The 24,421-nt window shown below is 38.2% G+C and carries 20 protein-coding genes and 2 tRNA genes; 7 read left to right on the top strand and 15 right to left on the bottom strand.

Annotated features, from left to right (window positions below):
- The coding region (locus IQ215_RS06025) for an HD family phosphohydrolase (protein ID WP_193800416.1) at nucleotides 1-1,254 on the top strand (1,254 nt) is incomplete at its 5' end.
- A gap of 575 nt (nucleotides 1,255-1,829) precedes the next feature.
- On the top strand, nucleotides 1,830-2,411 hold the full coding sequence (gene coaE, locus IQ215_RS06030; RefSeq protein ID WP_193800417.1) for a dephospho-CoA kinase: 582 nt from the start codon (nucleotides 1,830-1,832) through the stop codon (nucleotides 2,409-2,411).
- On the opposite strand, the gene eno is transcribed toward coaE, so the two are convergent.
- Both eno and aroA read right to left on the bottom strand, forming a co-directional pair.
- Complete coding sequence (gene eno / locus IQ215_RS06035) at nucleotides 2,397-3,686, bottom strand: phosphopyruvate hydratase (protein ID WP_193800418.1); 1,290 nt, start codon at nucleotides 3,684-3,686, stop codon at nucleotides 2,397-2,399. The two genes, coaE and eno, sit on opposite strands and share 15 nt — an antisense overlap.
- A 128-nt stretch (nucleotides 3,687-3,814) precedes the next feature.
- The gene (gene aroA, locus IQ215_RS06040; RefSeq protein ID WP_431355523.1) at nucleotides 3,815-5,146 is read right to left on the bottom strand and encodes a 3-phosphoshikimate 1-carboxyvinyltransferase; all 1,332 of its coding nucleotides are present in this window, start codon (nucleotides 5,144-5,146) and stop codon (nucleotides 3,815-3,817) included.
- A gap of 294 nt (nucleotides 5,147-5,440) precedes the next feature.
- On the opposite strand from aroA, the gene gnd reads away from it, so the two are divergent.
- Together gnd and IQ215_RS06050 are read left to right on the top strand one after the other, a co-directional pair.
- On the top strand, nucleotides 5,441-6,862 hold the full coding sequence (gene gnd, locus IQ215_RS06045) for a decarboxylating NADP(+)-dependent phosphogluconate dehydrogenase (protein ID WP_193800420.1): 1,422 nt from the start codon (nucleotides 5,441-5,443) through the stop codon (nucleotides 6,860-6,862).
- 142 nt (nucleotides 6,863-7,004) lie between these two features.
- Nucleotides 7,005-7,078 (top strand) — tRNA-Met (locus tag IQ215_RS06050).
- A gap of 65 nt (nucleotides 7,079-7,143) precedes the next feature.
- Here the strand turns inward: IQ215_RS06050 and IQ215_RS06055 are convergent.
- The 3 genes from IQ215_RS06055 to IQ215_RS06065 form a co-directional block, all read right to left on the bottom strand.
- On the bottom strand, nucleotides 7,144-7,824 hold the full coding sequence (locus IQ215_RS06055) for a DUF1997 domain-containing protein (protein WP_241735264.1): 681 nt from the start codon (nucleotides 7,822-7,824) through the stop codon (nucleotides 7,144-7,146).
- A 404-nt stretch (nucleotides 7,825-8,228) separates the two neighbouring features.
- Nucleotides 8,229-8,807 carry a rhomboid family intramembrane serine protease gene (locus tag IQ215_RS06060; protein WP_193800421.1) on the bottom strand — a complete coding sequence of 193 codons (579 nt, stop codon included), beginning with the start codon at nucleotides 8,805-8,807 and terminating at the stop codon, nucleotides 8,229-8,231.
- Nucleotides 8,800-9,276 carry a GNAT family N-acetyltransferase gene (locus tag IQ215_RS06065; protein WP_193800422.1) on the bottom strand — a complete coding sequence of 159 codons (477 nt, stop codon included), beginning with the start codon at nucleotides 9,274-9,276 and terminating at the stop codon, nucleotides 8,800-8,802. The genes IQ215_RS06060 and IQ215_RS06065 overlap by 8 nt, the downstream gene beginning before the upstream one ends.
- 142 nt (nucleotides 9,277-9,418) lie before the next feature.
- Here IQ215_RS06065 and IQ215_RS06070 point away from each other — a divergent pair, with 142 nt between their 5' ends.
- Nucleotides 9,419-9,877: a hypothetical protein gene (locus tag IQ215_RS06070; protein WP_241735265.1), complete on the top strand. Its 459-nt coding sequence runs from the start codon at nucleotides 9,419-9,421 to the stop codon at nucleotides 9,875-9,877.
- Nucleotides 9,878-9,883: 6 nt separating this feature from the next.
- Nucleotides 9,884-10,918 carry a polysaccharide pyruvyl transferase CsaB gene (csaB, locus tag IQ215_RS06075; RefSeq protein WP_193800424.1) on the top strand — a complete coding sequence of 345 codons (1,035 nt, stop codon included), beginning with the start codon at nucleotides 9,884-9,886 and terminating at the stop codon, nucleotides 10,916-10,918.
- A gap of 454 nt (nucleotides 10,919-11,372) precedes the next feature.
- On the opposite strand, the gene IQ215_RS06080 is transcribed toward csaB, so the two are convergent.
- The gene (locus IQ215_RS06080) at nucleotides 11,373-12,218 is read right to left on the bottom strand and encodes a M90 family metallopeptidase (RefSeq protein ID WP_193800425.1); all 846 of its coding nucleotides are present in this window, start codon (nucleotides 12,216-12,218) and stop codon (nucleotides 11,373-11,375) included.
- Nucleotides 12,219-12,355: 137 nt separating this feature from the next.
- Here IQ215_RS06080 and IQ215_RS06085 point away from each other — a divergent pair, with 137 nt between their 5' ends.
- Nucleotides 12,356-13,297: an NAD(P)H-dependent glycerol-3-phosphate dehydrogenase gene (locus IQ215_RS06085; RefSeq protein ID WP_193800426.1), complete on the top strand. Its 942-nt coding sequence runs from the start codon at nucleotides 12,356-12,358 to the stop codon at nucleotides 13,295-13,297.
- Nucleotides 13,298-13,334: 37 nt separating this feature from the next.
- Here the strand turns inward: IQ215_RS06085 and IQ215_RS06090 are convergent.
- The 9 genes from IQ215_RS06090 to IQ215_RS06130 form a co-directional block, all read right to left on the bottom strand.
- Nucleotides 13,335-13,408 (bottom strand) — tRNA-Pro (locus IQ215_RS06090).
- Between the two features lie 347 nt (nucleotides 13,409-13,755).
- Nucleotides 13,756-14,430, bottom strand: a complete 675-nt coding sequence (locus tag IQ215_RS06095; RefSeq protein WP_193800427.1) for a lecithin retinol acyltransferase family protein — start codon at nucleotides 14,428-14,430, stop codon at nucleotides 13,756-13,758.
- A gap of 44 nt (nucleotides 14,431-14,474) precedes the next feature.
- Nucleotides 14,475-15,482, bottom strand: coding sequence for a Gfo/Idh/MocA family protein (locus IQ215_RS06100; RefSeq protein WP_193800428.1), 1,008 nt, complete (start codon nucleotides 15,480-15,482; stop codon nucleotides 14,475-14,477).
- A gap of 58 nt (nucleotides 15,483-15,540) precedes the next feature.
- Nucleotides 15,541-16,092 (bottom strand): ribosome recycling factor, encoded by a 552-nt coding sequence (frr, locus tag IQ215_RS06105; protein ID WP_193800429.1) that lies wholly within the window; start codon nucleotides 16,090-16,092, stop codon nucleotides 15,541-15,543.
- Nucleotides 16,079-16,801 carry a UMP kinase gene (gene pyrH / locus IQ215_RS06110; protein WP_193800430.1) on the bottom strand — a complete coding sequence of 241 codons (723 nt, stop codon included), beginning with the start codon at nucleotides 16,799-16,801 and terminating at the stop codon, nucleotides 16,079-16,081. The genes frr and pyrH overlap by 14 nt, the downstream gene beginning before the upstream one ends.
- 137 nt (nucleotides 16,802-16,938) lie before the next feature.
- The gene (locus IQ215_RS06115) at nucleotides 16,939-18,213 is read right to left on the bottom strand and encodes a M16 family metallopeptidase (RefSeq protein ID WP_193800431.1); all 1,275 of its coding nucleotides are present in this window, start codon (nucleotides 18,211-18,213) and stop codon (nucleotides 16,939-16,941) included.
- A gap of 105 nt (nucleotides 18,214-18,318) precedes the next feature.
- On the bottom strand, nucleotides 18,319-22,935 hold the full coding sequence (gene gltB / locus IQ215_RS06120; protein WP_193800432.1) for a glutamate synthase large subunit: 4,617 nt from the start codon (nucleotides 22,933-22,935) through the stop codon (nucleotides 18,319-18,321).
- Between the two features lie 164 nt (nucleotides 22,936-23,099).
- Complete coding sequence (locus IQ215_RS06125) at nucleotides 23,100-23,930, bottom strand: CPBP family intramembrane glutamic endopeptidase (protein ID WP_193800433.1); 831 nt, start codon at nucleotides 23,928-23,930, stop codon at nucleotides 23,100-23,102.
- 80 nt (nucleotides 23,931-24,010) lie between these two features.
- Nucleotides 24,011-24,409 (bottom strand): AbrB family transcriptional regulator, encoded by a 399-nt coding sequence (locus IQ215_RS06130; protein WP_193800434.1) that lies wholly within the window; start codon nucleotides 24,407-24,409, stop codon nucleotides 24,011-24,013.
- Between the last annotated feature and the right edge of the window lie 12 nt (nucleotides 24,410-24,421).

Genomic DNA, 24,421 nt, shown 5'->3' on the forward strand with positions numbered 1-24,421 from the left:
GCTTTGGTGGATTTTATGGCGATCGCCACTAGACGTACCCAAAGAAGATTGAGAAGGAGAGATCAATTTTTATGGTGGTTGTTAAGTATATCTGTACCAATCATTAGTTTATTCGATGTGGGTTATAACTCGTTACCCGCCGTAGGCTTTTTGATGAGTAGTTTTTATGGCCCAGTGGTTGCCGTTACCCATGTTAGTTTAACCGCAGGATTAACCCTATTTCAGACGGGAACTTTAGGATGGCAATATTTGGTTTCCTCCTATGCGGCCTCTGTTTTGGCGGCCATCATTGCTTCTCGTTTACGCTCACGGGAGGAGTTAGCCTTTTTGGGAGGGGGCGTAGGTATTACTCAGGGTGCAGTATATTTCGTCCTTATTTTAGCTTCTAGTGGTGCGGTGGGTGGTTTTTGGTATGCCATCATACCTGCGGCCATTTGGCATGGTGCCGTGGGCTTAACCTATGGAGTAATCGCCCTGGGTATTTCCCCTTATTTAGAAAGATTCTTTGATTTAATTACCCCCATCCGTCTGGCGGAATTATCTAACACCAATCGTCCTCTTTTAAAACGTTTAGCCACCGAAGCCCCTGGCACTTTTCAACATACGATGTTTGTATCATCCTTAGCCGAAGCGGCAGCGCGGAAGTTAAATTGTAATGTGGAATTAGTCAGGGCTGGTACTTTATACCATGATATTGGTAAGATGCACGATCCCTTAGGATTTATTGAAAATCAGATGGGGGGCAAAAATAAACATGATCAAATTAATGATCCTTGGCAAAGTGCTGATATTATTAAAAAGCACGTTAGTGAGGGGATTTTGATGGCTAGAAAACATGGTTTACCCCAAGCTATTCGTAATTTTATCCCTGAACATCAAGGGACTTTATTAATTTCTTATTTTTATTACCAAGCAAAAACCCAAGCCGAAGAAAACCCAGATATTGACATTGATGAAACTAATTTTCGTTATGATGGGCCGATTCCTCAATCAAGGGAAACTGGTATAGTTATGTTAGCTGATGGTTGTGAGGCAGCGTTGCGATCGTTAAAGGATGCAACCCCAGAACAAGCTATGGCTATGGTTAACAAGATTTTTAAGGCTCGTTGGCGAGATCATCAATTGGATGATTGTGGTTTACGTTATGATGAATTACCCATCATTGCGGAGGTGTTTATTAATGTCTGGCAACAGTTTAACCATCAACGCATTGTTTATCCCAAAGGTGCTTTGGAAATGAAAACTTCTAAATAATTGATAATTGAGAATGGATAATTGATAATTATTTCATTGCAAGAATGCCTGTTCCCTGCGTTGATTAGTATATTATTAAAACAGGATTTATACCAAATCCCTGAGAGATTGTACATCTATTTATTAACTTAAAATTGGGCTTCTCATAATCCTTAAAACTTAATGTTTATAATCATTAGTAAAAAACTATTCCCCGTTCCCTGTTCCCTGTTCCCTGCCCTGATTAGTATATTATTAAAACAGGATTTATACCAAATCCCTGAGAGATTGTACATCTATTTATTAACTTAAAATTGGGCTTCTCATAATCCTTAAAACTTAATGTTTATAATCATTAGTAAAAAACTATTCCCCGTTCCCTGTTCCCTGTTCCCTGCCCTGATTAGTATATTATTAAAACAGGATTTATACCAAATCCCTGAGAGATTGTATATCTATTTATTAACTTAAAATTGGGCTTCTCATAATCCTTAAAACTTAATGTTTATAATCATTAGTAAAAAACTATTCCCCGTTCCCTGTTCCCTGTTCCCTGCCCTGATTGGTATATTATTGAAACAGGATTTAGTATTAAGATGATTATTGGTTTGACAGGGGGCATTGCCACGGGGAAAAGTACGGTATCGGATTATTTACAAAATAAGTATCAAATCCCCATAGTGGATGCGGATGTTTTGGCAAGGGAGGCGGTTAAGGTTTATTCCCCTATTTATAAAAGGATTGTGAAGCGGTATGGGGCGCAAATATTATTGGCGGATGTGAGTATCAATCGGGGCAAGTTAGGGGAGATTATTTTTAATGATGAGTCAGAAAAGTTGTGGCTAGAGGCGCAGATTCACCCTTACGTTAGGCAGGAAATAGAAAGGGAGGTTAGGGAATGTGAAGCACCCATCATGGTGTTATCTATTCCTCTTTTATTTGAAGCAAAAATGACTGATTTAGTAGATCAAATTTGGGTAGTGTATGCCGATTTTGAAACCCAAGTAACTCGACTGCAACGGCGTAATGGTTTGTCAAAAGAAAGTGCGATCGCCCGTATTACCAGTCAAATGCCCCTAAGAGAAAAACTCAAAAGGGCAGATATAATTATCGATAATTCAGGAGATATAAAAGACCTATATCAAATAATAGATCAACAGATCCTAACAAGGACCTAAACCCATTTTAGGAGCAAACACCGCCCTATCTCCCAATTGATGCTCAATGCGTAATAAACGATTGTATTTAGCAACCCTTTCACTACGACAAAGAGAACCAGTTTTAATTTGCCCTGCGCGGGTAGCTACTGCCAAATCAGCGATGGTAGTATCTTCGGTTTCCCCAGAGCGATGACTGATTACCGAACGATAACCCTTGCGAGTAGCTAAATCAATGGTTTCCAAAGTTTCGCTAAGAGTACCAATTTGATTTAACTTAATCAAAATAGCATTGGCTACCCCTAAATCAATACCCTTTTGTAAACGGGTAGCATTAGTTACAAATAAATCATCCCCCACTAATTGAACCTTAGAACCGAGTTTATCAGTTAAAACCTTCCAAGTATCCCAATCATCTTCCTGTAGGGCATCCTCAATGGAAATAATGGGATATTTAGCCACCAAATCCCCTAAATAGTTGATAAATTCCTCAGAGGAATGGGCCGAGCCATCATAAATATATTGTCCATCCTTATAAAACTCACTGGCTGCCACATCCATAGCTAGGGCAACTTGTTCTCCTGGCTTATAACCAGCCACCTCGATCGCCTGTATAAGCAAGTCCAGAGCCTCTTGGTTAGAGCCTAAATTGGGAGCGTAGCCCCCCTCATCACCCACCCCAGAGAGTAAGCCCTTGTCCTTTAAAACCTTACTCAGAGAAGCAAAAATTTCTGCACCCCACCTTAAGGATTCGGAAAAAGTTTCCGCTCCCACAGGCATAATCATAAACTCTTGGAAGTCCACATTATTATCGGCATGGGAACCACCATTTAACACATTCATCATGGGTACGGGCAAAACATTGGCCAAAGGGCCACCCAAATAACGATATAAGGGGACTTGTAATTCTAAGGCTGCGGCCTTAGCGTTGGCGAGGGATACAGCAAGGATAGCATTAGCACCCAAATTTTTCTTATTGGGAGAGCCATCACGGTTAATCATAGCCGTATCGATGCCCACTTGGTCAAAAGCATCAATATCAAGTAATTCGGGAGCAATTTTTTCCCTAATGTTGCGTACGGCTTTTAAAACCCCTTTACCACCGTAGCGATTAGGATCTTCGTCTCTCAATTCATGGGCTTCAAAGCTACCTGTAGAAGCTCCACTAGGTACTTGAGCCATACCGACGACACCGCTTTCTAAACGTACTTCTGCTTCTACGGTGGGGCGCCCACGGGAATCTAATATTTCCCTAGCTTCGATTTCTTCAATCAACATGGAATCTTGTTCTAGCATTTATTTATCTACCTTCTCGATGACCTTGTCTATTATTAAATAAAACTAACTTTTACGATAGTCAATTGGAATAATTTTTCCAGAATCTAGTTTCACTGTAGTTGATTTATGGGGTAATGGAATAAAATTTATGATTCTGTGGTTTGTAATAGGGTGTCCACGAAAGTAGGATAAGAAATGGAAGCCGCCTCGGTGCGGTGGATGATGGTTTGTCCTTTTGCCATCAAAGCAGCGATCGCCAAGCTCATGGCAATACGATGATCGGTGAAACTATCTACATCCGCACCACTAAGAGGATTTCCCCCTGTGATTTCTAAACCGTCAGTAAATTCGGTAATATTAGCGCCCATCTTACCTAATTCTAAGGCCATCACTGCAAGGCGATCGCTCTCTTTTACCCTCAATTCTTCTGCATCCTTTATTCTGGTAGTACCTTCAGCAAAACAAGCCGCCACCGCTAAAATAGGCACTTCATCAATGAGACGGGGTATTATATCCCCTTCAATGGTACAACCCTTTAATTTACTGGATTTTACCCGTAAATCTGCCACAGGCTCTCCCGCTGCTTCCCGTTGATTTTCTAGGGTAATATCAGCGCCCATCATCTGCAAAGCCTCCAAGATGCCCACACGGGTAGGGTTTACCCCCACATTTTCAATTAATAAATCCGAATTAGGTGCGATCGCCCCTGCCACCAACCAAAAAGCCGCCGAACTTATATCCCCTGGTACAATTACCTTTTGCCCGATGAGGGGGGTTTTACCTTCAATGGTAACGCTATTAGTATCAGGGTCAATGTCCAATTTTGCTCCAAAAGCCCGTAACATCCTTTCACTGTGATCCCGTGATAGGGCGGGTTCGGTAACGGTGGTTTTCCCTTCACTCATCAACCCTGCCAACAAAATACAAGATTTTACCTGCGCACTGGCGATGGGGGAGTGGTAATGGATGGGTTTTAAATTTTGTCCAACGATTGCCAAGGGAGCGTTTTGATTGTCCTTTCTACCGTAGATTAAAGCCCCCATCTGTTGTAAAGGTTTAACTACCCGAGACATGGGGCGAGAGCGTAGGGAATTATCCCCTGTCACCGTGAAAAATTTGCCCGGTTGGGATGCTAACAAGCCCAACATCAGGCGCATGGTAGTTCCCGAATTACCTGCATCGAGAATGTCCACAGGTTCTTGTAATCCTTGATTGCCAATGCCTTCAACAATGACTTTTTCTGTGTTTAACTGTGATATGGTTGCCCCCATGGCCTGAAAACATTTTGCCGTACTGCGGGGATCTTCTCCTAATAATAATCCTTCGATGGTGGTTTGTCCAGAGGCGATCGCCCCTAACATTAAAGCACGATGGGAAATAGACTTATCCCCAGGGATAGAAATAGTACCCCTCAAACCATCGCCATCATGCTCAATTACCAACTGGTCTTCTTGGGGAGTTTTAATCAGTTTAATCACAGTAAAATCAACATCTCCGAACATTAATTGAAATTTAGATTTTACCAGACTCTTGCCAGATTGGGGAGATAAGGGAGCTTTATTATCGATTACTCTATTACCTTTTGCATGAGTAGGGAACGGGGAACAGGGAACAGAGTAAGAAATGATAAATATTTCTTGTTTGTTGTCTATTGCTAATCGCCTTAACCGAAAAATGTTATGTCAAAGTTTTTTTAATATTCTTTTAGTGAACAAAACCAGAATATCAAGTTAACCTGAAAGGGTAATAGATATTAAGCATATACATTTTTTATGACTAAAAGAACCTTTGGAGTAATTGGACTCGCTGTCATGGGCGAAAACCTAGCTCTTAATGTGGAAAGTAGGGGTTTTCCCATTGCTGTGTATAACCGTAGCCCTGATAAAACCGAAAATTTCATGGCTACTAGGGCAAAAGACAAAGACATCAAAGCCGCTTATTCCCTAGAAGAATTTGTGCAAATCCTCGAACGCCCCCGCAAAATCTTGGTCATGGTAAAAGCAGGGGGCCCGGTGGATGCTGTGATTCAACAGTTAAAACCCCTCCTCCAAGAAGGAGACATGATTATTGATGGCGGTAACTCCCTTTACGAAGACACCGAAAGACGCACCCAAGAATTAGAAGCCACAGGGTTAGGCTTTATGGGTATGGGTGTTAGTGGTGGGGAAGAAGGAGCTCTCAATGGCCCTTCTCTGATGCCTGGAGGTACTCAATCAGCTTATCAGGAGTTAGAACCTATCCTCACCAAAATTGCTGCTCAAGTGGATGATGGCCCTTGTGTGACTTATATTGGGCCTGGGGGCGCTGGGCATTATGTGAAAATGGTACATAATGGCATCGAGTATGGTGATATGCAGTTGATTGCGGAAGCCTACGATTTATTGAAAAATGGTTTAGGTTTGAGTAATGACAGACTACACGAAGTATTTAGCGACTGGAATAAAACCGAGGAGTTAGATTCTTTTCTCATCGATATTACCGCCAATATTTTTCCCAAAAAAGATCCCGAAACAGGAAAACATCTCATTGATTTAATCCTGGATGCGGCCGGGCAAAAGGGTACGGGGCGCTGGACTGTGGTAAGCTCATTAGAATTGGCTGTACCCATTCCTACCATCTATGCGGCGGTAAATGCTAGGGTAATTTCAGGTTTTAAGGAGCAAAGAATCAAAGCATCTCAAGAGTTGCAGGGGGTAACTTCGACCTTTAATGGAGACGTAGAAAGTTTTATTCCCAAAATTCGGGATGCTCTATATTGTTCTAAAATGTGTTCCTATGCCCAAGGTATGGCATTAATTGCCAAGGCATCGCAGGAGTTTGGTTTTAATATTAATCTGCCTGAAGTGGCCCGAATTTGGAAGGGTGGTTGTATCATCAAGGCTGGATTTTTAGGCAAAATTAATAAGGCTTTTTCTGATAATCCTGATTTACCTAATTTACTCCTTGCCCCTGAGTTTAAACAAAGTATGTTGGATCGTCAACAGGCATGGCGAGATGTATTGATGATGGCGACATCTATGGGTATTCCGGCTCCTGCGTTTAATGCTTCCCTAGATTATTTTGATAGTTATCGCAGTGAGAGATTACCTCAGAATTTAACCCAAGCTCAAAGAGATTATTTTGGAGCTCATACTTACGAGCGCACCGATAAACCCCGTGGAGAATTTTTCCACACCGAATGGATGGATGGTTAATCTGTTTTAGGTGTTGGGTTTTAGGTGTTAGGTTAATGGTTTTTGTTATTCAAGTTTTGTCTTTACTGGCAAGATATTTTTTTGTTTTTTTCCTTGAATTATTTTTCAGAATTAGTTATAATAGTTAACCGTTATCAAACAAGGCTCGGTAGCTCAGTAGGTTAGAGCAGGGGACTCATAAGCCCAAGGTCGGCAGTTCAAATCTGCCCCGAGCCATTTTAAAGGCTACATAATGGTTTTCTGGGACAAATGTTCTTATCATAGTTACAATATTATTTTATTTAGGCAACCCATTGACTTTGATTAGTTTGTTTTACGATTTCGCAGGTGCGTGATTTTTTAGGGGGAATGGGTAAGTCAAAATGACTATGGAAGTCTTTTTGTACCTTAAAACTTAGTCGAGGTGATACTTGTTTTACTATTTGGCTTAAGAGGCGATCGCCTGTACTCTGTATCATATTTGTCGGTATTTTATAAATAAATTTAGGAAAATAAACCCTAACCCTCAAATCCAACTCCCAATTAATGCGGGTAATTTCTGGAGGAAGACAATAGTTATCATTAACTTCAATACTATCACCAGAAATCGTCTCTATGTCCATCACCGAATAATAATCAACCTCATAACCGTCATTACCTGACTCGGGATTAGTCACAGAATACATAGTATAATGTTCCCCCATGGGAGGCTCTAAAATTACACTCATCTGAGGCTCAACTTCATAACCAAACGCCCCATAACGCCCCACTGTCAAGGTGTAACCATTCTCAGAAAAAGGCTCTACTTTCATCGGCGAAGCACAACGCACAAACCAACCCTGATGATTATTCAGATAATCTGTGACAGTTTTCCTATCACTATACATATCCATAATTCCACGAAACTTAGTACGAAAACCCATAGGTTGATTGAGGATTATTGTTTCCATGTCTTCTACCCTTGGCGATTGATTATTTGTCATAGAAAATATTTAACAGAAAGTCAAGCAATATTATTAAACCTAAATAATTATCCGATTGATATTACAAACTCACAATGTGCTAAATAATTTATTTTCTTTATCCCCATTGTCTCTAAAAATGGTCATTAATTTATCCTTATAAATACTGATTTTTTGGTAACAATTATTTAAGATAACTTAAAGAAAAGCCAAAACAAAAACTGGTAGAAATATTTTCCGAGAACAAAAAATATTTTATACTTAATTTGTCCGCCAAAGTAAACTTTAATATCCTTTAGATTCTTATTGATCAACTAATATGTGAGATTAATTATTTTTAACAGTCAACATTTTTAACAGTCAACACCCAATAAAATAAATAGTATCTAACAACTAATACTCTTATATGTATATATCAAAAAATATTATTTAGATGCAATTAGTCTAGCGGTATAAATTCCCCCTAAAAAACCAAATAAATGCCCTAACCATGAAACACTAGGATTTGATGGAAAAATACCCCAAATCATACCACCATATAAAAATATTACCGTCAAAGAAAGTGCAATGGAAGGAGCGTTTTTCTGAAAATAACCCCTAGCCAATAGAAATCCTAAGAAACCAAAAATTACCCCACTAGCACCCATGGTAATAGAATTAGGTTGGGCAAATAACCAGACACCTACACCGCTAGATAAACTAGAAATAAGGGTGACAAGATAAAAATCCCTAGTATTCTGTAACATCACAAACCAGCCGAGGATGGCAAATGGCACTGTATTAGCCAACAAATGAGGGAAATCTACATGAAGAAAAGGGGCGAAGAGGATTCCTCTCAAACCAACCACATTCCTTGGCACAATACCTAAATAATTAAGATTATTGCTAAAAAAGTATTGATTAATGATTTCGATAGCCCAAAAGATTACTAAAAATAAGCCGATAATTTTGAATTGAGTTTTTAACTCCGCAACAAAGGCTTTCATCTCTTCATTTTTACTCATTTTTTTCCTCAATGATTCTTTTTTCCATTTTATACCTTTCAAAAGAAACTACCCCATATTTAACCGTTTCCATCTCTATGATTTCAAAACCACAACGTTGGAATACTGGTTGAGAAAAGAAACTTGCTTCTGTATAAAATTTGGTAATTCCTTGTTTGATTCCTTGATTTAATACATACTGTAATAATTGTGTACCATAACCCTGACGGGTGTATTTGGGATGAATATAAAGAGATGCGATATGTCCATTTTTTTCTAATCCACAAAAACCAATAATTTCTTGATTTTTTTCAATGATATAAGTATCTGGTTTGAGGATAAAGTTATTAAATTTATCCTGATCATTGGGAAAGGCTGACCATGCAATTACTTGTTCTTCATTATATAAGCTCGGTGCTAATTCTTGGACTACTTTTTGATAAATTTGTTTAAGAGTAAAGGAGTCTGAAGCATTGATAAGACGGAACATAGAAATAGTTTTTAGGGGTAATTAGTTATTTTTAAACAAAATTTGACGATTGGTAAAACTTGCTTTATTTATTAATAATAATGGATAATATAAGAGCCAAAATTATTATTTGATTATATTTATGATACCTTCAATAAAATTATTGTCTTTTGGTCTCAGTTTTGTTTTACTTTCTTCTTCCGTTTTAGTTACTAAAAATACGTTTGCTCATACTAATAAGGATAATAATCATCATAACTCTCCTTCATCAAGCCATAGTCATTCCCATAAATCCATTGATATTTCTAATCATGATTTAATTCCTAACATTGAGATTGAGGTTATGGAAGATACTATGACTGGCTGGAATGTGAAAATTATTACTGACAATTTTACTTTTGCCCCTGAAACGGTGAATCAAGAAAGTAACATTAATCAAGGCCATGCACATTTATATATCAATGGAGAAAAAATTACCAGAATATATGACAATTGGTATTATATTTCTGATTTGCCAAAGGGTGAAAATGAGATTAAAATAAATTTGAATACAAATTTACATGAAGAACTTATTTATCAAGGTACAATTATAGGCGATCGCACCGTAATTATTAATAATTAAGTAATAATGAAAAAAGCAATAATTTGTGGATACTATGGACAGGGAAATGCGGGAGATGAAGCATTATTATTGTCTTTAATAGAGAGATTACCTAAAGACATTGAACCTATTATTTTATCGGGAAATCCAACTTTAACAACCAAGAATTATGGAATAAAAAGCTATTCCCGTCTTGATATTATTAAACAAATTATTAGCTTAGGAAAACAAGATTATTTTATTTGGGGAGGGGGTAGTTTAATGCAGGATGTAACCAGTATTAAAAGCCCCCTGTTTTACGCTAGTTTAATGAAATTAGCCCAGCTAAAAGGCTTAATTACCATCGCCTATGCCCAAGGGATAGGGCCTCTTAATTCCCCTTTGACTCAATGGATTACTAAACAAGTATTAAAGGATTGTCAGGGGATTAGTGTTAGGGATAAAGGTTCAGCAAAAACCCTTGAGAATTGGAATTTATCTTATTTTATTGCTCCTGATCCTGTTTGGGCTTTATCTAGTGAAAAAACAATTAATATTAGTCTTTTAAAAGCTCCTTTAATTGCTGTTAATGTTCGTCAACATTGTACATTGACTGAGCAAAAATTACAATTATTAATAGAATCTATAAAACAACTACAAAAAGCAACTAAAGCTAACATTATTTTAATACCTTTTCAAATAAAACAAGACCTATCATTATGTCAAAAAATAGAAGAAAAACTCAAAGATAATTGTCAGGTAATTATTATCGAAAATCCTAGAGAATTGAAAGGTATTTTTAAACAAATAAAAATGCTCATCGGTATGAGATTACACAGTTTAATTATGGGTGCTTCTGAGGGTTGTAATTGTTTTGCTTTATCCTATGATCCTAAAGTATCTCAACTTATGCAAGAATTAGATATTAAAGGATATGAGTTAAAGTCTTTTCCTGATAAATCTGAACAAATTTTTAATGATTTATTGACCATTTATAATAATTCTCCCACTCTATCCTTAGAAAAAAGAAAAGAGTTAGAAAAATTAGCCCTAACCCATGAAATACTTTTTGATGTTAAATAGTTTTTTGTTTTGATATTTAATTAAGGTGCGCTGTAGTGAATTATATGATTAATATTTCTCTTAGTATATTATCAATTTTTAAAACATACATAAGAAAGAATATCTTTTGTTTTAACAAAATACAAGTAATTGACTTAAAAAATTTACTTTTACTTATTATTTATTATGTATTATAACTATTCGGTTATTAAAATATAATTGAGTATAATATGAAATACTTAAATGTTTACGACAAATAAAACCTCTCAAATAAAATCCCAGCCTAATTAACCTCAATTTAGGTTAAAACCCTTGACCATTCCTTGTATAGATTTATGGGTGCTGAATCCATTTATTTCCAAACATAAAAGTTCAATTTATTGAACGAAAAATCCGTAGCCTTGTAATTCATTACAAGGCGGGAAATACTGAAGTTAATTATATTTATAGCAATCTTTTTTCTATTTCATATAATTTACCATAAAGCAGGATCTAATTGATAATATTCCCTTAATTGTTCATATAATAAAGGATGATTTACCGCCATTAATTTTCCTTTGAGAAAAAAAGCCTCCGTAGCCACTGCAAAAAATTCAACGGGATTGGTTGCCCCGTATTTATCAATAATAGTATATTCTTGTTTTTTCATGGATAAACATAATTTTTGATACTCTATTTTAAAGATATTTTGCCAGGTTAAAGTAGCTTCTAAATTCTTTAATCTAGGAGTACCTGTAGCATTACCAAATTCTTGGTCTAATTGATGGCTAAATTCATGTAAAACTACGTTACTTTCTGTATTATGAGATTGTGATTCTAGTTTGACATCTAACCAAGAAAAAAGAATATTACCATCTTTCCCTGATTTATAACCCACCGATGATTGACCTAATAATAAACTACTTTCGGGAGCATTTTTATTAAATTTTTTCTCTATTCTGTCAGGATAAATATAGATAAATTTTAGATATGGAAAATAATTACTTTTATGAGGATGTAAAAAGTTCGGATTATTATCGAGTAATAATAAACAGGCTTGGGAAGCAATAATTAGTTTCATTTGCTCAGTAACTTCGATGCCTTCTTTGCCTATAAATTCTTTTTCAGCAATAAATACTTTAATATAATTATGTAATTGGGGTTTATATTGATTAGGTAGTTTACGGTATAAATAAACGTTATTTTCAAGAAAACTAATCCACTCTTGATTAATGGGTGATGAATAAATTGATTGTCTTTTTTTATTTACTCTAAGGGCTAAAATAAATGCACAAAAAAGAATTAGTATTAAAAATACTACTATGAAATAAATATCGAACATTTTTGTTTAAATTTTTAGTTGTTGATGGGGTAACTAATAAAAAGTCATCTTCCATAACATTTATTTTATCCATCTACCTTTAAAATTAGTTTGTGATGAAACTATTCATCCTATGAAAATAACAGGATTAAATTATTATGACTACTGAAAATCTTAAAACAATTATTATTGGTGCAGGGGCATGGGGTACAAGTTTATGTTTTTTGCTTAACCGTGCAGGATTTGAATGTGAGGTGTGGAGTCGTCGGGCGGAAAAGTCTTTAGAAGAAGTGGTAAAGGATGCGGATGTCATTATTTCCGCTATTTCCATGAAGGGGGTTGTGGCGGTTAGTCAACAACTTAAGGAAATCGGTTTAAAGGATAAGGCTATTATTGTTACTGCTACTAAGGGTTTAGATTTTGAGACTACCCTTACCCCTTCTCAAATTTGGCAGGAGACTTTTCCTAACCATGCAGTAATAGTATTATCAGGGCCTAATCTTTCTAAGGAAATTAAAAAAGGTTTACCTGCAGCTACGGTATTGGCGAGTAATGATACGGAAGCGGCGGAGTTGGTACAAAGTATGTTTGCTTCTGATATTTTTAGGGTATATGTTAATAATGACCCCATTGGTACAGAATTGGGCGGTACATTAAAAAATGTAATGGCGATCGCCTCTGGGGTCTGTGATGGGTTAAACTTAGGTACAAATGCAAAAGCTGCCCTTTTAACTAGAGCATTGCCAGAAATGATTAGGGTAGGTACTCATTTGGGGGCATCGGTGGAAACATTTTTTGGTTTATCAGGGTTAGGAGATTTACTAGCTACCTGTGATAGCCCCTTATCCCGTAATTACCAAGTAGGTATGGGATTATCCCAAGGGAAGGCTTTAGATGACATTTTAGAGAATTTAGAAGGCACAGCAGAAGGGGTTAACACCGCTAATGTATTGATAAAATTAGCTAATAAAGAAAAAATACCCGTACCCATTTCCTATCAAGTTTATTTACTCTTAAAAGGAAAAGTATCTGCTGTGGAAGCTGTAGAAAACCTCATGGCGAGGGAATTAAAAGAAGAATTCTGGTATTTAGAATTTTAATCTATTCTGGGGGACATTCCCCCTTTATTGATAAATATCGAGATGACAGGATTTGAACCTGCGGCATCCTGCTCCCAAAGCAGGCGCGCTACCAAGCTGCGCTACATCTCGTAAGGCAAGTTTTTGCCATCATAAACAAGTTTAACTTAATTTAGTGGTTTTGACAAGGCAAGAAGTTTATGGATAGTTAATATCAAATCTGCTTGATCATTTACAAGTTAGGAGTATTAATATCTTAGTTCAATTTATTGAACGAACTACCATTAGCTGTGGAATTCATTACACGGTTGATGAAGATACAATCTATTTATAAGAAATTTTCCCAACTTGATATAAGGGGTATTGTCATAAATATTGAGTCAGATGATTTCATAAAATTACCATTATCAATTATCCATTCTCCATTATTCATTCTCCATTATCAATCAAAATCGTAAGACTTTTTGATCAAACCCTAGTTATTTTTGACTCTGTATTAATCCTTCTGTCATAGTAGCTAATTTTTCCAATTCGCTTTGTAATTCATTAACTCTAGTTTGATATTTTTTCTTTCTAATTAACGCTTCCCTTGCTAAATCTTCACGGTTATTTTGTAGTGCTTTATAGGCAACTTTTTGCCATATATCAACTTCTTTGAGGGCTTCTTTATATTCAGGTTGTATTCTATTCCATGCCACCCGAATATCATTTAAGGCACTATTAATAATATTTTCAGTATTATTACTATTAACATCTTTAAAAGCCGTTTTTAGAGGATCAAAAAGATTAAAAGTATTTAGTTTATTAATAGTAGGAATAAAATCTTGTACTTGTTTACTGTCATTTATTCCTGTCTTGCACCAAGTGGCAAAATGTTCACAATTATTAAATAATAGGTTATATTTTTTTTCCCCAAGACGACTAAAAGCCCTTTCAATGACTATGTCGGGAATGAAGGAAAAACCCCGAGGATATTGACGAATATAAACCCGATTACCTTTACTAAAGGTATTAAAGGATGTTTTTTCGACTACCTCGCTAGGTTTACGATAATGGATAATGTTGCCATCTCCCGTGTCGATGCCGTGGTGTTGATATACGCCGTCAAGGTTAGCAAATTTACGCCACACATATAATTGATCACCTTTTGCCATTTTCTTTAAAATACTTTTAAGGATACTATTAATCGTCTTTTATTCTATCCGTAGTTAACGGAAACCATGGCACTATTATTTTCTAAGGATATATCCATGGCTTCGAGGATTTGGATTAATTCGGTGGCAAATTCCCCCGTAGATATTGTCGGTTGATGGTTGGTTTTGATGGTGGATAAGAAGCGATCGCCCATAAGCTGTAAAGTATTAAAAGGGGTAAAATCGACATTCTCTGTGGCATAACCATCTACTATCATGGGCGACATATCTTGATGAATATTTGCCCGATGAAGGGTTAAAGGAGATTGAGGCATCATTTCATCAAAAACGAAACTACCCTTTTCCCCCACTAAGGTTAACTTTCTTTGTTTATCAGCATTTAACCAACTAACATGAATCGTCGCCACAAAACCAGAAGGATAAAATAACTTTAACCAAGCCACGTCTATGGAGTCATGGGAGAGAAAATTTTGTCCTTGGGCGCAAACTTGAAAAGGTTTTTCCCTCAAAACATAATTAAAAATAGAAATATCATGGATGGCTAAATCCCAAATTACGTTGACATCCCCTCGAATAGCATCAGCGTGGGTGCGCGAAGCGTAGCCGTATTTTAAATTTCCTATATCTTCCGTTTGAATTTTGCGACTTAATTGTTCAATTAAAGGGTTAAATAAATAAGTATGATCAACAAATAAAATTAGGTTATTTTCATTAGCTAACTCTGTTAATTCTTTAGCTTCATTAGACTTAATTGTTATAGGTTTTTCTGCTAAAATATGATAACCTTGAGTAAGAAAATGTTTAATCAAAACATAATGAGAACTAGCTGGAGTAGTTATAATAACTGCATCTAAATCTTTTATATTACTTATTGTTTGCCAATCTGTTAGTAAATCAACTGAGTTAGAAACTTGATATTTTTCTTTGATAAAATATAATCTTTCTGGGCTACTATCGCAAATAGCCATTAAATTAACATTCCTATGATTAAGAAAAATTTTAACAAAATGACTACCCCAACGTCCTGCCCCCAAAATAGCAATATTAATCATAGAAATATTTATTATCCATTATCAATTCACCTAACACCTACCTAACACCCAAATAAATTTAAATGCTAGTTAATTCCTTCTCTTTGACGGCTAAAAGCTCATCAATTTTAGCGGTAAACATATCAGTCACCTTTTGAATTTCATCCTGTAAATCACGGGATTCATCCTCAGAAATATCACTATTTTTTTCCTGCTTTCTCACCTTATCAATGGCATCCCGACGGTGATTACGCACCGAAACCTTACCATCTTCCGCATACTTACCCGCCAGTTTAACAAACTCTTGGCGACGTTCAGCGGTGAGGGGGGGGATATTAAGACGGATAACTTGTCCATCATTATTAGGGGTTAAACCGATGTCCGAGAGGGAAATGGCTTTTTCGATTTGACTCATACTTCCACGGTCAAAAGGTTGAATTAAAATAGTAGTAGCATCAGGGGTGCTAATACCTGCAATGGTTTTCAAAGGGGTATCAGCACCATAGTAATCCACCATAATTTTATCGAGCAAACTGGCGTTAGCCCTACCTGTACGAATGGTGTTAAAGTCTTGTTGTGTCCTTTCGACACTTTTTTGCATATTAGCTTTTAGATCATCAATTAATGTCATAAGAACCTCCTATAATTGTACCTATGGGTTCACCTTTTATAGCTCGAATGATATTACCACGTTCGGCAAGGTTGAATACCACAATGGGGATATTATTTTCTTTACAAAGGGCGATCGCAGTGCCATCCATTACCCTTAAATCTTCAGTTAAAACATGATTGTAGTTTAAACTTTTGTAAAGACGAGCATTAGGATTAGTAACCGGATCGCTATCATAAACACCATCAACCTTAGTAGCTTTAAAAATTACTTGGGCATCAATCTCAGCCGCCCGTAACGCTGCCGTGGTATCAGTGGTAAAAAAGGGATTTCCAGAACCTGCACCGAATATAACGACTCTCCCTACTTCTAGGTGACGAATGGCACGTCTGCGAATATAAGGCTCGGCGACTTCCTGCATGGCGATCGCAGTTTGAACTCTAGTGGGAATATCAATTCTTTCCAAAGCATCTTGCAATGTCATAGCATTCATTACGGTGGCAATCATACCCACATAATCAGCGGTAGCCCTATCCATTCCTGCCGCTGATGCTTTCACACCCCTAAAAATATTACCTCCACCAACGACAATAGCGACTTCCACGTTTTCTCGTACAACCTGTGCAATGTCTTGGGCAATATCGGCAACTACTTTAGGATCGATTCCATAACCCAAATTACCCATTAATGCTTCACCGCTTAACTTCAGTAAAACTCGTTGGTAAATCATTTCTAGTCGTGCCTTTTTCTTTTTTTATTATTTTCTTTCGTTAAGATACCAGTTTTTGTGTCTTTAGAGCAATTAAGCAATGAACAATAAAGAATTATCACTTTTAACTATTACCTTTTGCCTATTGCGTATCGCCCCTAATCATTCATTGCCCTAACAACGCCATAAGCATCAACATGGAGATATTTTCTGGCGGCCTGTTGAATATCATCCACCGTCAAAGAGCGTAAATTGTCAGTATAACTAAAAGCTAAATCTAAACTACCCAACTGAGAATAATAATAACCATAAAGATTAGCACGATCGCTCGGCTTCTCACTATGAAAAATAAACTGATTAGCCACTAAATTACAAACCCTATTTAACTCAGCCTCAGAAACTCCATTATCTTGAATATCCTTAATATGATTAATAACTTCTTGTTCCACCTTACCCAGATTACCCTTATCCAACTGACTCGCAATATAAAAAACCCCCTGTACCTGATGATTCATATTACTAGCCCCAATACCCTTAACCAACCTTTGCTCCTCCCGTAAAGAGCGGAATAGACGGGATAACTTACCCTGCCCCAAAATCATCGCCAAAACATCTAAAGCAAGGGTATCATGAAAACTTATTAACCCCGGCACACGCCACATCATAATCATTCTCGACTGTTGTAGAGCAGAATCCGTATAATCTTCCCTAACAATGACATTAAAAGGTAATTCCGCCATAATTTGGGGTTTAAAAGTCTGTTGTCCTTCTCTCCTTAAATCCCCCATCACATCCGCCACAATAGCCGTTAAATCTTCCACTGGTAAATTACCCACCGCATTAACCGTCATGGATGGGGGCTGATACCAATAACGGTGGAAATCATACATTTGTTGCCTGGTTAAAGGCTCAATAATTTCTTCCGTGCCTAGGATGGGGCGAGAATAGGGCAAACTAGGAAAACAAATCTTCATCGCTTTCTCAAAAGCCAAACGACGGGGATTATCTTTTGCACGGCGAATTTCTTCCAAAACCACCAATTTTTCTCGGATAAACTCAGACTCAGGTAAACTAGAATTTAACACCAAATCTAACTGTAGAGGTGCTAAATGGGCAAAATCTTGGGGAGAAGAAGTAACATAAAAATGAGTATATTCTTGACTCGTGGCCGCATTTGTCACAGCGCCCCTAGCCTCAACAATTTGTTCAAACTCTCCACACACTAACTTTTGACTTCCTTTAAAGATCATATGTTCTAAAAAGTGAGCCATACCATTAATTTGATTACTTTCTACCGCTGAACCCACATTAAACCAGACATTAAAATTAACAGCATCTACGGGCATTTGTTCGGCGATAATAGTTAACCCATTGGATAACGTTGTAATGGTGGGTAGGCTATTAAGGGTTGGTTTAACTGCGGTTAGGCTCATCAGTGGTATTTTGTTGTTTATACTTACTCTCTCATTCTAGTCCATTCTCTAAAAAGAGCATCAAGCCATAAAGATATAGGGTGAGCATTGCCCACCCCATTTAAATTACACTTGAGTTAACTCTTTTTGAGCTTTTACTTCAGGGTTTTCGGCTTCCGAAGGAGGTACAACCTGCCAGAATTTAGGTAGATATTCCGACCAATTATCAAGGATTAATTGACCTTTTTTACTACCTGTTTTCTCCACATGATTGGTAATCAACTCTTTTAATTGAGCTTCCCCTTCAGGGGTAGAAATACGCTGAATAGTGACAATTTCAGGGTTAACTTTAGCTTCAAAATTACCCTCTTCATCAAGGAAGTAACCTAAACCGCCAGTCATACCAGCGCCCACATTACGTCCAACACTACCCAGGACAACGATTAAACCCCCTGTCATGTATTCACAACAGTGATCCCCTGCACCCTCAATAACGGCGGTTGCCTTGGAGTTACGCACCCCAAAACGCTCTCCCGCCCGTCCATTGGCATATAATTCACCCCCAGTGGCACCATATAGACAGGTATTACCAAGGATGACGTTATCAACTGCTTCAAAGGTGATATTACTAGGAGGTACAATAACAATCTCTCCACCATTGATACCTTTACCCACATAGTCGTTGGCTTCCCCTTCGAGGTGAATGTTCATCCCTTTAACGTTGAAAGCCCCAAAACTTTGTCCAGAAGCACCTTTGAAGTTGAGGTTTAATTGTCCTTCAAAACCATAATCGCCGTGTTGTTTAGCAATTACCCCAGCAATTCTAGCACCTACGGAGCGATCGGTATTAATGATCTTAATCTCTTTGGTTACACTACCATGGTTGTTAATAGCTTCCGTAATGACATTATCAGCGAGGATTTCATCATCTAAAACGTTACCGTTGGTGTGGGTATCCCCATGATTTAACCATTGACGGTTAGTTTTGGTATCAGGAAGATTGATTAAACAATCCAACACCAAAGTCTTGGTTTTAGTAAGTTGGGCAGATTGACGATAGGTTAATAAGTCACCGCGTCCGATGATTTCGTTTAAACTGCGATAGCCTAGTTTAGCAAGGATAGAGCGTACCTCTTCGGCGATGAAGTAGAAGAAGTTAACCACGTCTCCCGGTACTCCAGAGAAACGTTTGCGCAGTCTTTCTTGTTGGGTAGCAACTCCCACAGGACATTGATTGGTATGACAGACACGCGCCATAATACAACCTTCGGCAATCATAGCAATGCTACCGAAACCATATTCTTCAGCACCCATTAACGCCGCCATGATAATATCCCAACCAGTTTTTAAACCACCGTCAGCACGGAGTAGGACGCGATCGCGCAGTTGATTTTCCAACAAGGTGCGGTGTACTTCGGTAACGCCCAATTCCCAAGGACATCCAGCGTGTTTGATGGAACTTAGGGGAGATGCGCCTGTACCACCATCATGACCAGAAATTTGGATAACGTCAGCGTTGGCTTTGGCTACCCCAGCGGCGATGGTACCGATGCCGATTTCTGCCACCAATTTAACGGAAACTTTGGCGGTGGGGTTGATTTGGTGTAAGTCGTGGATTAATTGGGCTAAATCCTCAATAGAGTAGATGTCGTGATGAGGAGGGGGAGAAATGAGGGTAACACCTGGTTTGGAACGGCGTAACATAGCGATATATTCGCTCACTTTTTTCCCGGGTAACTGTCCACCTTCTCCAGGTTTTGCACCCTGTGCCATCTTGATTTCTAGCTGTTCACCGCTCATTAAATATGCGGGGGTAACCCCAAAACGTCCAGAGGCAATTTGTTTGATGGCGGATGCGGCGCGATCGCCCTTCTGCAAACCATGGAGATGGGGAAATAAACTACTTTTACCCTCTGCATCCACTTCATCAATAATGTTGTAACGATTAGGATCTTCTCCTCCTTCCCCAGAGTTTGATTTTCCACCGATACGATTCATCGCTATAGCAAGGGTTTCGTGGGCTTCTTGGCTCAATGCACCCAAGGACATACCCCCAGTACAGAAACGCTTAACGATGTCTTCCACGGACTCCACATCATCAATAGAGATAGAATCTCGGTCAGACTTAAACTCTAGTAAATCCCGTAAAGCAGTTACAGGGCGCTCTTCAAGATACTTGCGATACCACTCATAATGATCATAACCCTCTTGGCTACCATAGGCAGATACCGCCTTATGTAAAGTTTTCGCCATTTCAGGGGAGTTCATGTGATACTCACCGCCTTTCTTATAGTTGATATAACCGTAGTTTTCCAACTTCTTGGCCTGTAACTCAGGGAAGGCTTTTTGATGGAAAGAAATTACCTCGTTAGCCACTTCCGCAAGGTTTAAACCACCCACACGGCTAGTGGTACCCTTGAAAGCCAATTCGATGACATCCGCACCCAAACCAATACACTCAAAAATCTGAGCCCCATGGTAGGAAGCAAGGAGAGAAATGCCCATTTTAGAAAGGATTTTAAACAATCCAGCCTCAATGGATTTACGGTAGCGGTTAAGCGCCTCTATCTCAGAAATTTTTTCGATTTTTTCATTGTCCATCAACTTCTGAGTTTTGCTATCATGCCACCAATTAGAAACCGTTTGTAAGGTAAGATAAGGACATACCGCCGAAGCGCCAAAACCGACCAAACAAGCGTAATGGTGGGTACTCCAACATTGGGCAGTATCTACCACCAAAGAGGTTTTTAGGCGTAATCCTGCCTTGATAAGGTGTTGATGTACCGCCCCCACCGCAAGAAGAGGGGGAATGTAAGAAGTTTCGGTATCGATGGGGGTGCGATCGCTGAGTACAATTACTTGATGACCTTCATTTACCGCCTCAGTGGCTTGAGCGCATAATCTTTCTAACGCAGATTTCAAACCGTCAGGGCCATCACTGATAGGAAAAAGAGTAGATAACTCCACGGTAGCAAGATCAGAATTTTTGATAAATTCCAAATCAGACTCCGACAACACAGGAGAATCAATAACCAAAGTATGGGCATTTTTCGGTTCAATGTGTAACAAATTGCCCCTTTCCCCTAGGTGCATCTCCAAAGACATAACCAAATTTTCCCGTAAGGGATCGATAGGGGGGTTAGTTACCTGGGCAAAACGCTGTTTAAAATAGTCATACAACAAACGAGGTTTATCGGATAACACCGCCAAAGGAATATCATCCCCCATACAGAAAGTTGGCTCTTTACCATCCCTCGCCATGGCAGTGATGATCATTTCTACATCCTCTTGGGTATAACCAAAGGCCGTCTGTAACTGTACCAGCTCAGTTCCCCCCTTATTAAGGGGGGTTAGGGGGGATCCATCTCCCGTTTCAAACTCTTGACGCTCGAGGTGTAAACGATACTCTTTCAACCATTGCCCATAGGGTTTTTGGGAAGCAATTTCCTGTTTGATTTCCCAGTTTTTGAGTAGTTTATTATTTTCTAAATCTACCACGATCATTTGACCGGGGCCGAGTTTTCCTTTTTCAATAATTTCTGATTCATCTAAATCAACCACCCCAGCCTCGGAACCTACCACCACATAACCATCTTTTGTGATAGCATAACGGGCGGGACGTAAGCCATTACGATCTAAACAAGCTCCAACGGTTTTACCTTCACTAAACGCCAATAATGCAGGACCATCCCAAGGTTCTTTTAACCCTGCATAGTAGTGGTAAAAGTCAAGAATTTCGGGATATTTTTCTAGTTCGGGTTGATTTTCATAGGCTTCGGGTACTAAAATCATCAAAGCCTCGGGAATACTACGCCCTGTGCGTATTAATAATTCTAAAGAACTGTCTAAGTTGTAGGAGTCACTGTTATCCATGTTAACAATGGGAGTCACACCGTCAAACTCTTCTTTTGTCCAACCAGGTAACTCTAAATTAGCTTCCCTGACACTCATCCAGTTAATGTTACCGATGAGGGTGTTTATTTCTCCGTTGTGTCCTAATACCCGCATAGGTTGTGCAAAGGGCCATTTAGGTACGGTATTGGTACTAAAACGACGATGATAAACCGCAAAACGACTTTCGTAGGCGGGGTTACTTAAATCTGCATAGAATTTTTCTAATACGTCTCCCTGTACTAAACCTTTGTAAACGATGGTACGACAGGAAAAAGAACAAATATAAAAATTATCGCTTAATTTCTTACCAACACGGGAACGAGCAACGTATAAACGACGATCTAGTTCATCCCCTTTGTAGTGTTTTGCCCCAGAAGTAACTATAATTTGTTCAATGCGGGGTTGATTGGCTTTTGCTTGTTCTCCTAAGACATCAGGATTAACAGGAACAGTACGCCATCCAAGGGTTTTGAGGTTTTCTACCTCCACCATTTCTTCGACAAATTTACGCCCTTCTTGCGCTTCTTGTTCATCTTGGGGTAAAAATACCATGCCTACTCCCCATTCTTCGGCGGGGGGCATTTCAATATTATTTTCGCTAAACCATGTTTTGAAAATTTCTACGGGAATCCCTGTTAAAATCCCTGAACCATCGCCTGTTTGTCTATCAGCGCCACATCCTCCCCTGTGTTCCATACAGGCTAAACCTTTTAACGCATCTTTAACCAATTTATGGGATTTGCGATTGTCTTGGTAGGCGATGAAGCCTACACCACAAGCATCTCTTTCTTTTACTAGCCAAGGTTGTCCTTGATATGGTGTTAAATTGTTATTATTGTAGTCGTTCATTATATCTTGACCTTATACGCTTAGATTCGTTATATTACTTCATGATGGTTATCAAGATTTAGCATTTTCTAATACAGGGCTTAAGTTTACTTGATAACCATGTTGCTATATCTTTACTATTATAAAGAATTGTTAAGGTTTTTTCGGCTTTTGTTATCAATATTTTACTTGTTGATTAAAAGTATTAAAAATGTAAATATTAAGACAAAAATTCCTGCGATGCTACCTAGGGGTTTTTCTTTACTGCCCCATAGCCACGGGGTGGCATTATCTTGGTATTGGTATAAGTCGAAGGTGTCTAGGGTGGCAAGACTTAGCACCCATCCTCCGTGGATACCGATGGCCGTGGACAGGTTTCCGCTTTGAAGATAGACACAGTAGTAGAGGGTTAAGCCCATTAGAAATAGTCCGGGTAGTTGTGGTGTGGTATTTTTTCTTTCCCAAATTAAATGCAGTGTGGCAAAGATGGCACTAGAGGCGATCGCACTTACCCAGATATTATAATCTTGTTCTAAAAAGTTTTTGAATACTCCCCTAAACACCAATTCTTCTATAGAGGCGATAAAGAAACTGAGAAAGAGTAGTAATGGTAGGCTTGTGAGGATAGAGGTTACGCTTTGGGCTGATTTTTGCCAGTGCAACTTTCCTGAGGCAAATGTTATCAAGTCTGTAAATATAATAGTAACAATTCCTATTACATAACCCCATAGGATACAATTAAGATTGCTGATACTAAAAAATGAAACAATTTCAGGCAAATCCTGTCCCATCACTCCCCAAGCCAGTAAGGGAGCAATGAGATATAGAGATGCTATTAGTGTTAGTTTTTGTGAGTTTGAAATTGGGGTGGCAGGATGCCAGTTAATTAACCTTGTTAAAGGAAATGCAATGGGCAACCACACAGCCCCCCATATTATCAAGAACAAAATAACTTTGATGATGCCATTGCCATTGATTAGGGGTGAGGTGATAAAATTGCTTTCCCAGTGGATCATTAATTTTTTTACAAGGTTTAATAAAAAGAAAATTTATCTGATTTTTTGTCCCATTAAATTATGGTATATTTACGGATGATTTAATCTTCGTCATCCATATCAAAATCATCTCCTTCTCCCACTTGTTTTAGATGAATGTGTTTGTAACCGAGCTTAATTTCAAACTCATCTCCTGATTGTAAACCCATTTTTTTTGTGTAGCTAGAACCAATGACTATTTGACCGTTTTTGTGAACGCTAACACGAAAAGTGGCTTCTCTACCCCTACCATCTTTGGTTCTTTCGGGATCTAAAGGTACACCTTTTGCGGATAAAACAGCATCATAAAAATCTGTTAAATTCACCCTAACTTTGCCGTTTTTTGATTCTGTATAGTAGCCACAACGTCTTGCCCTTTCACGGCGGGGAACATCAGATAATTCTTTTACTTTCTGTAACAGCTCTTTCCCTGACAAAGGTGTAGTTGCTACTTCTGTCATATATTTTTTCCT

The sequence above is a fragment of the Cyanobacterium stanieri LEGE 03274 genome (assembly GCF_015207825.1).
Classification (GTDB): domain Bacteria; phylum Cyanobacteriota; class Cyanobacteriia; order Cyanobacteriales; family Cyanobacteriaceae; genus Cyanobacterium; species Cyanobacterium stanieri_B.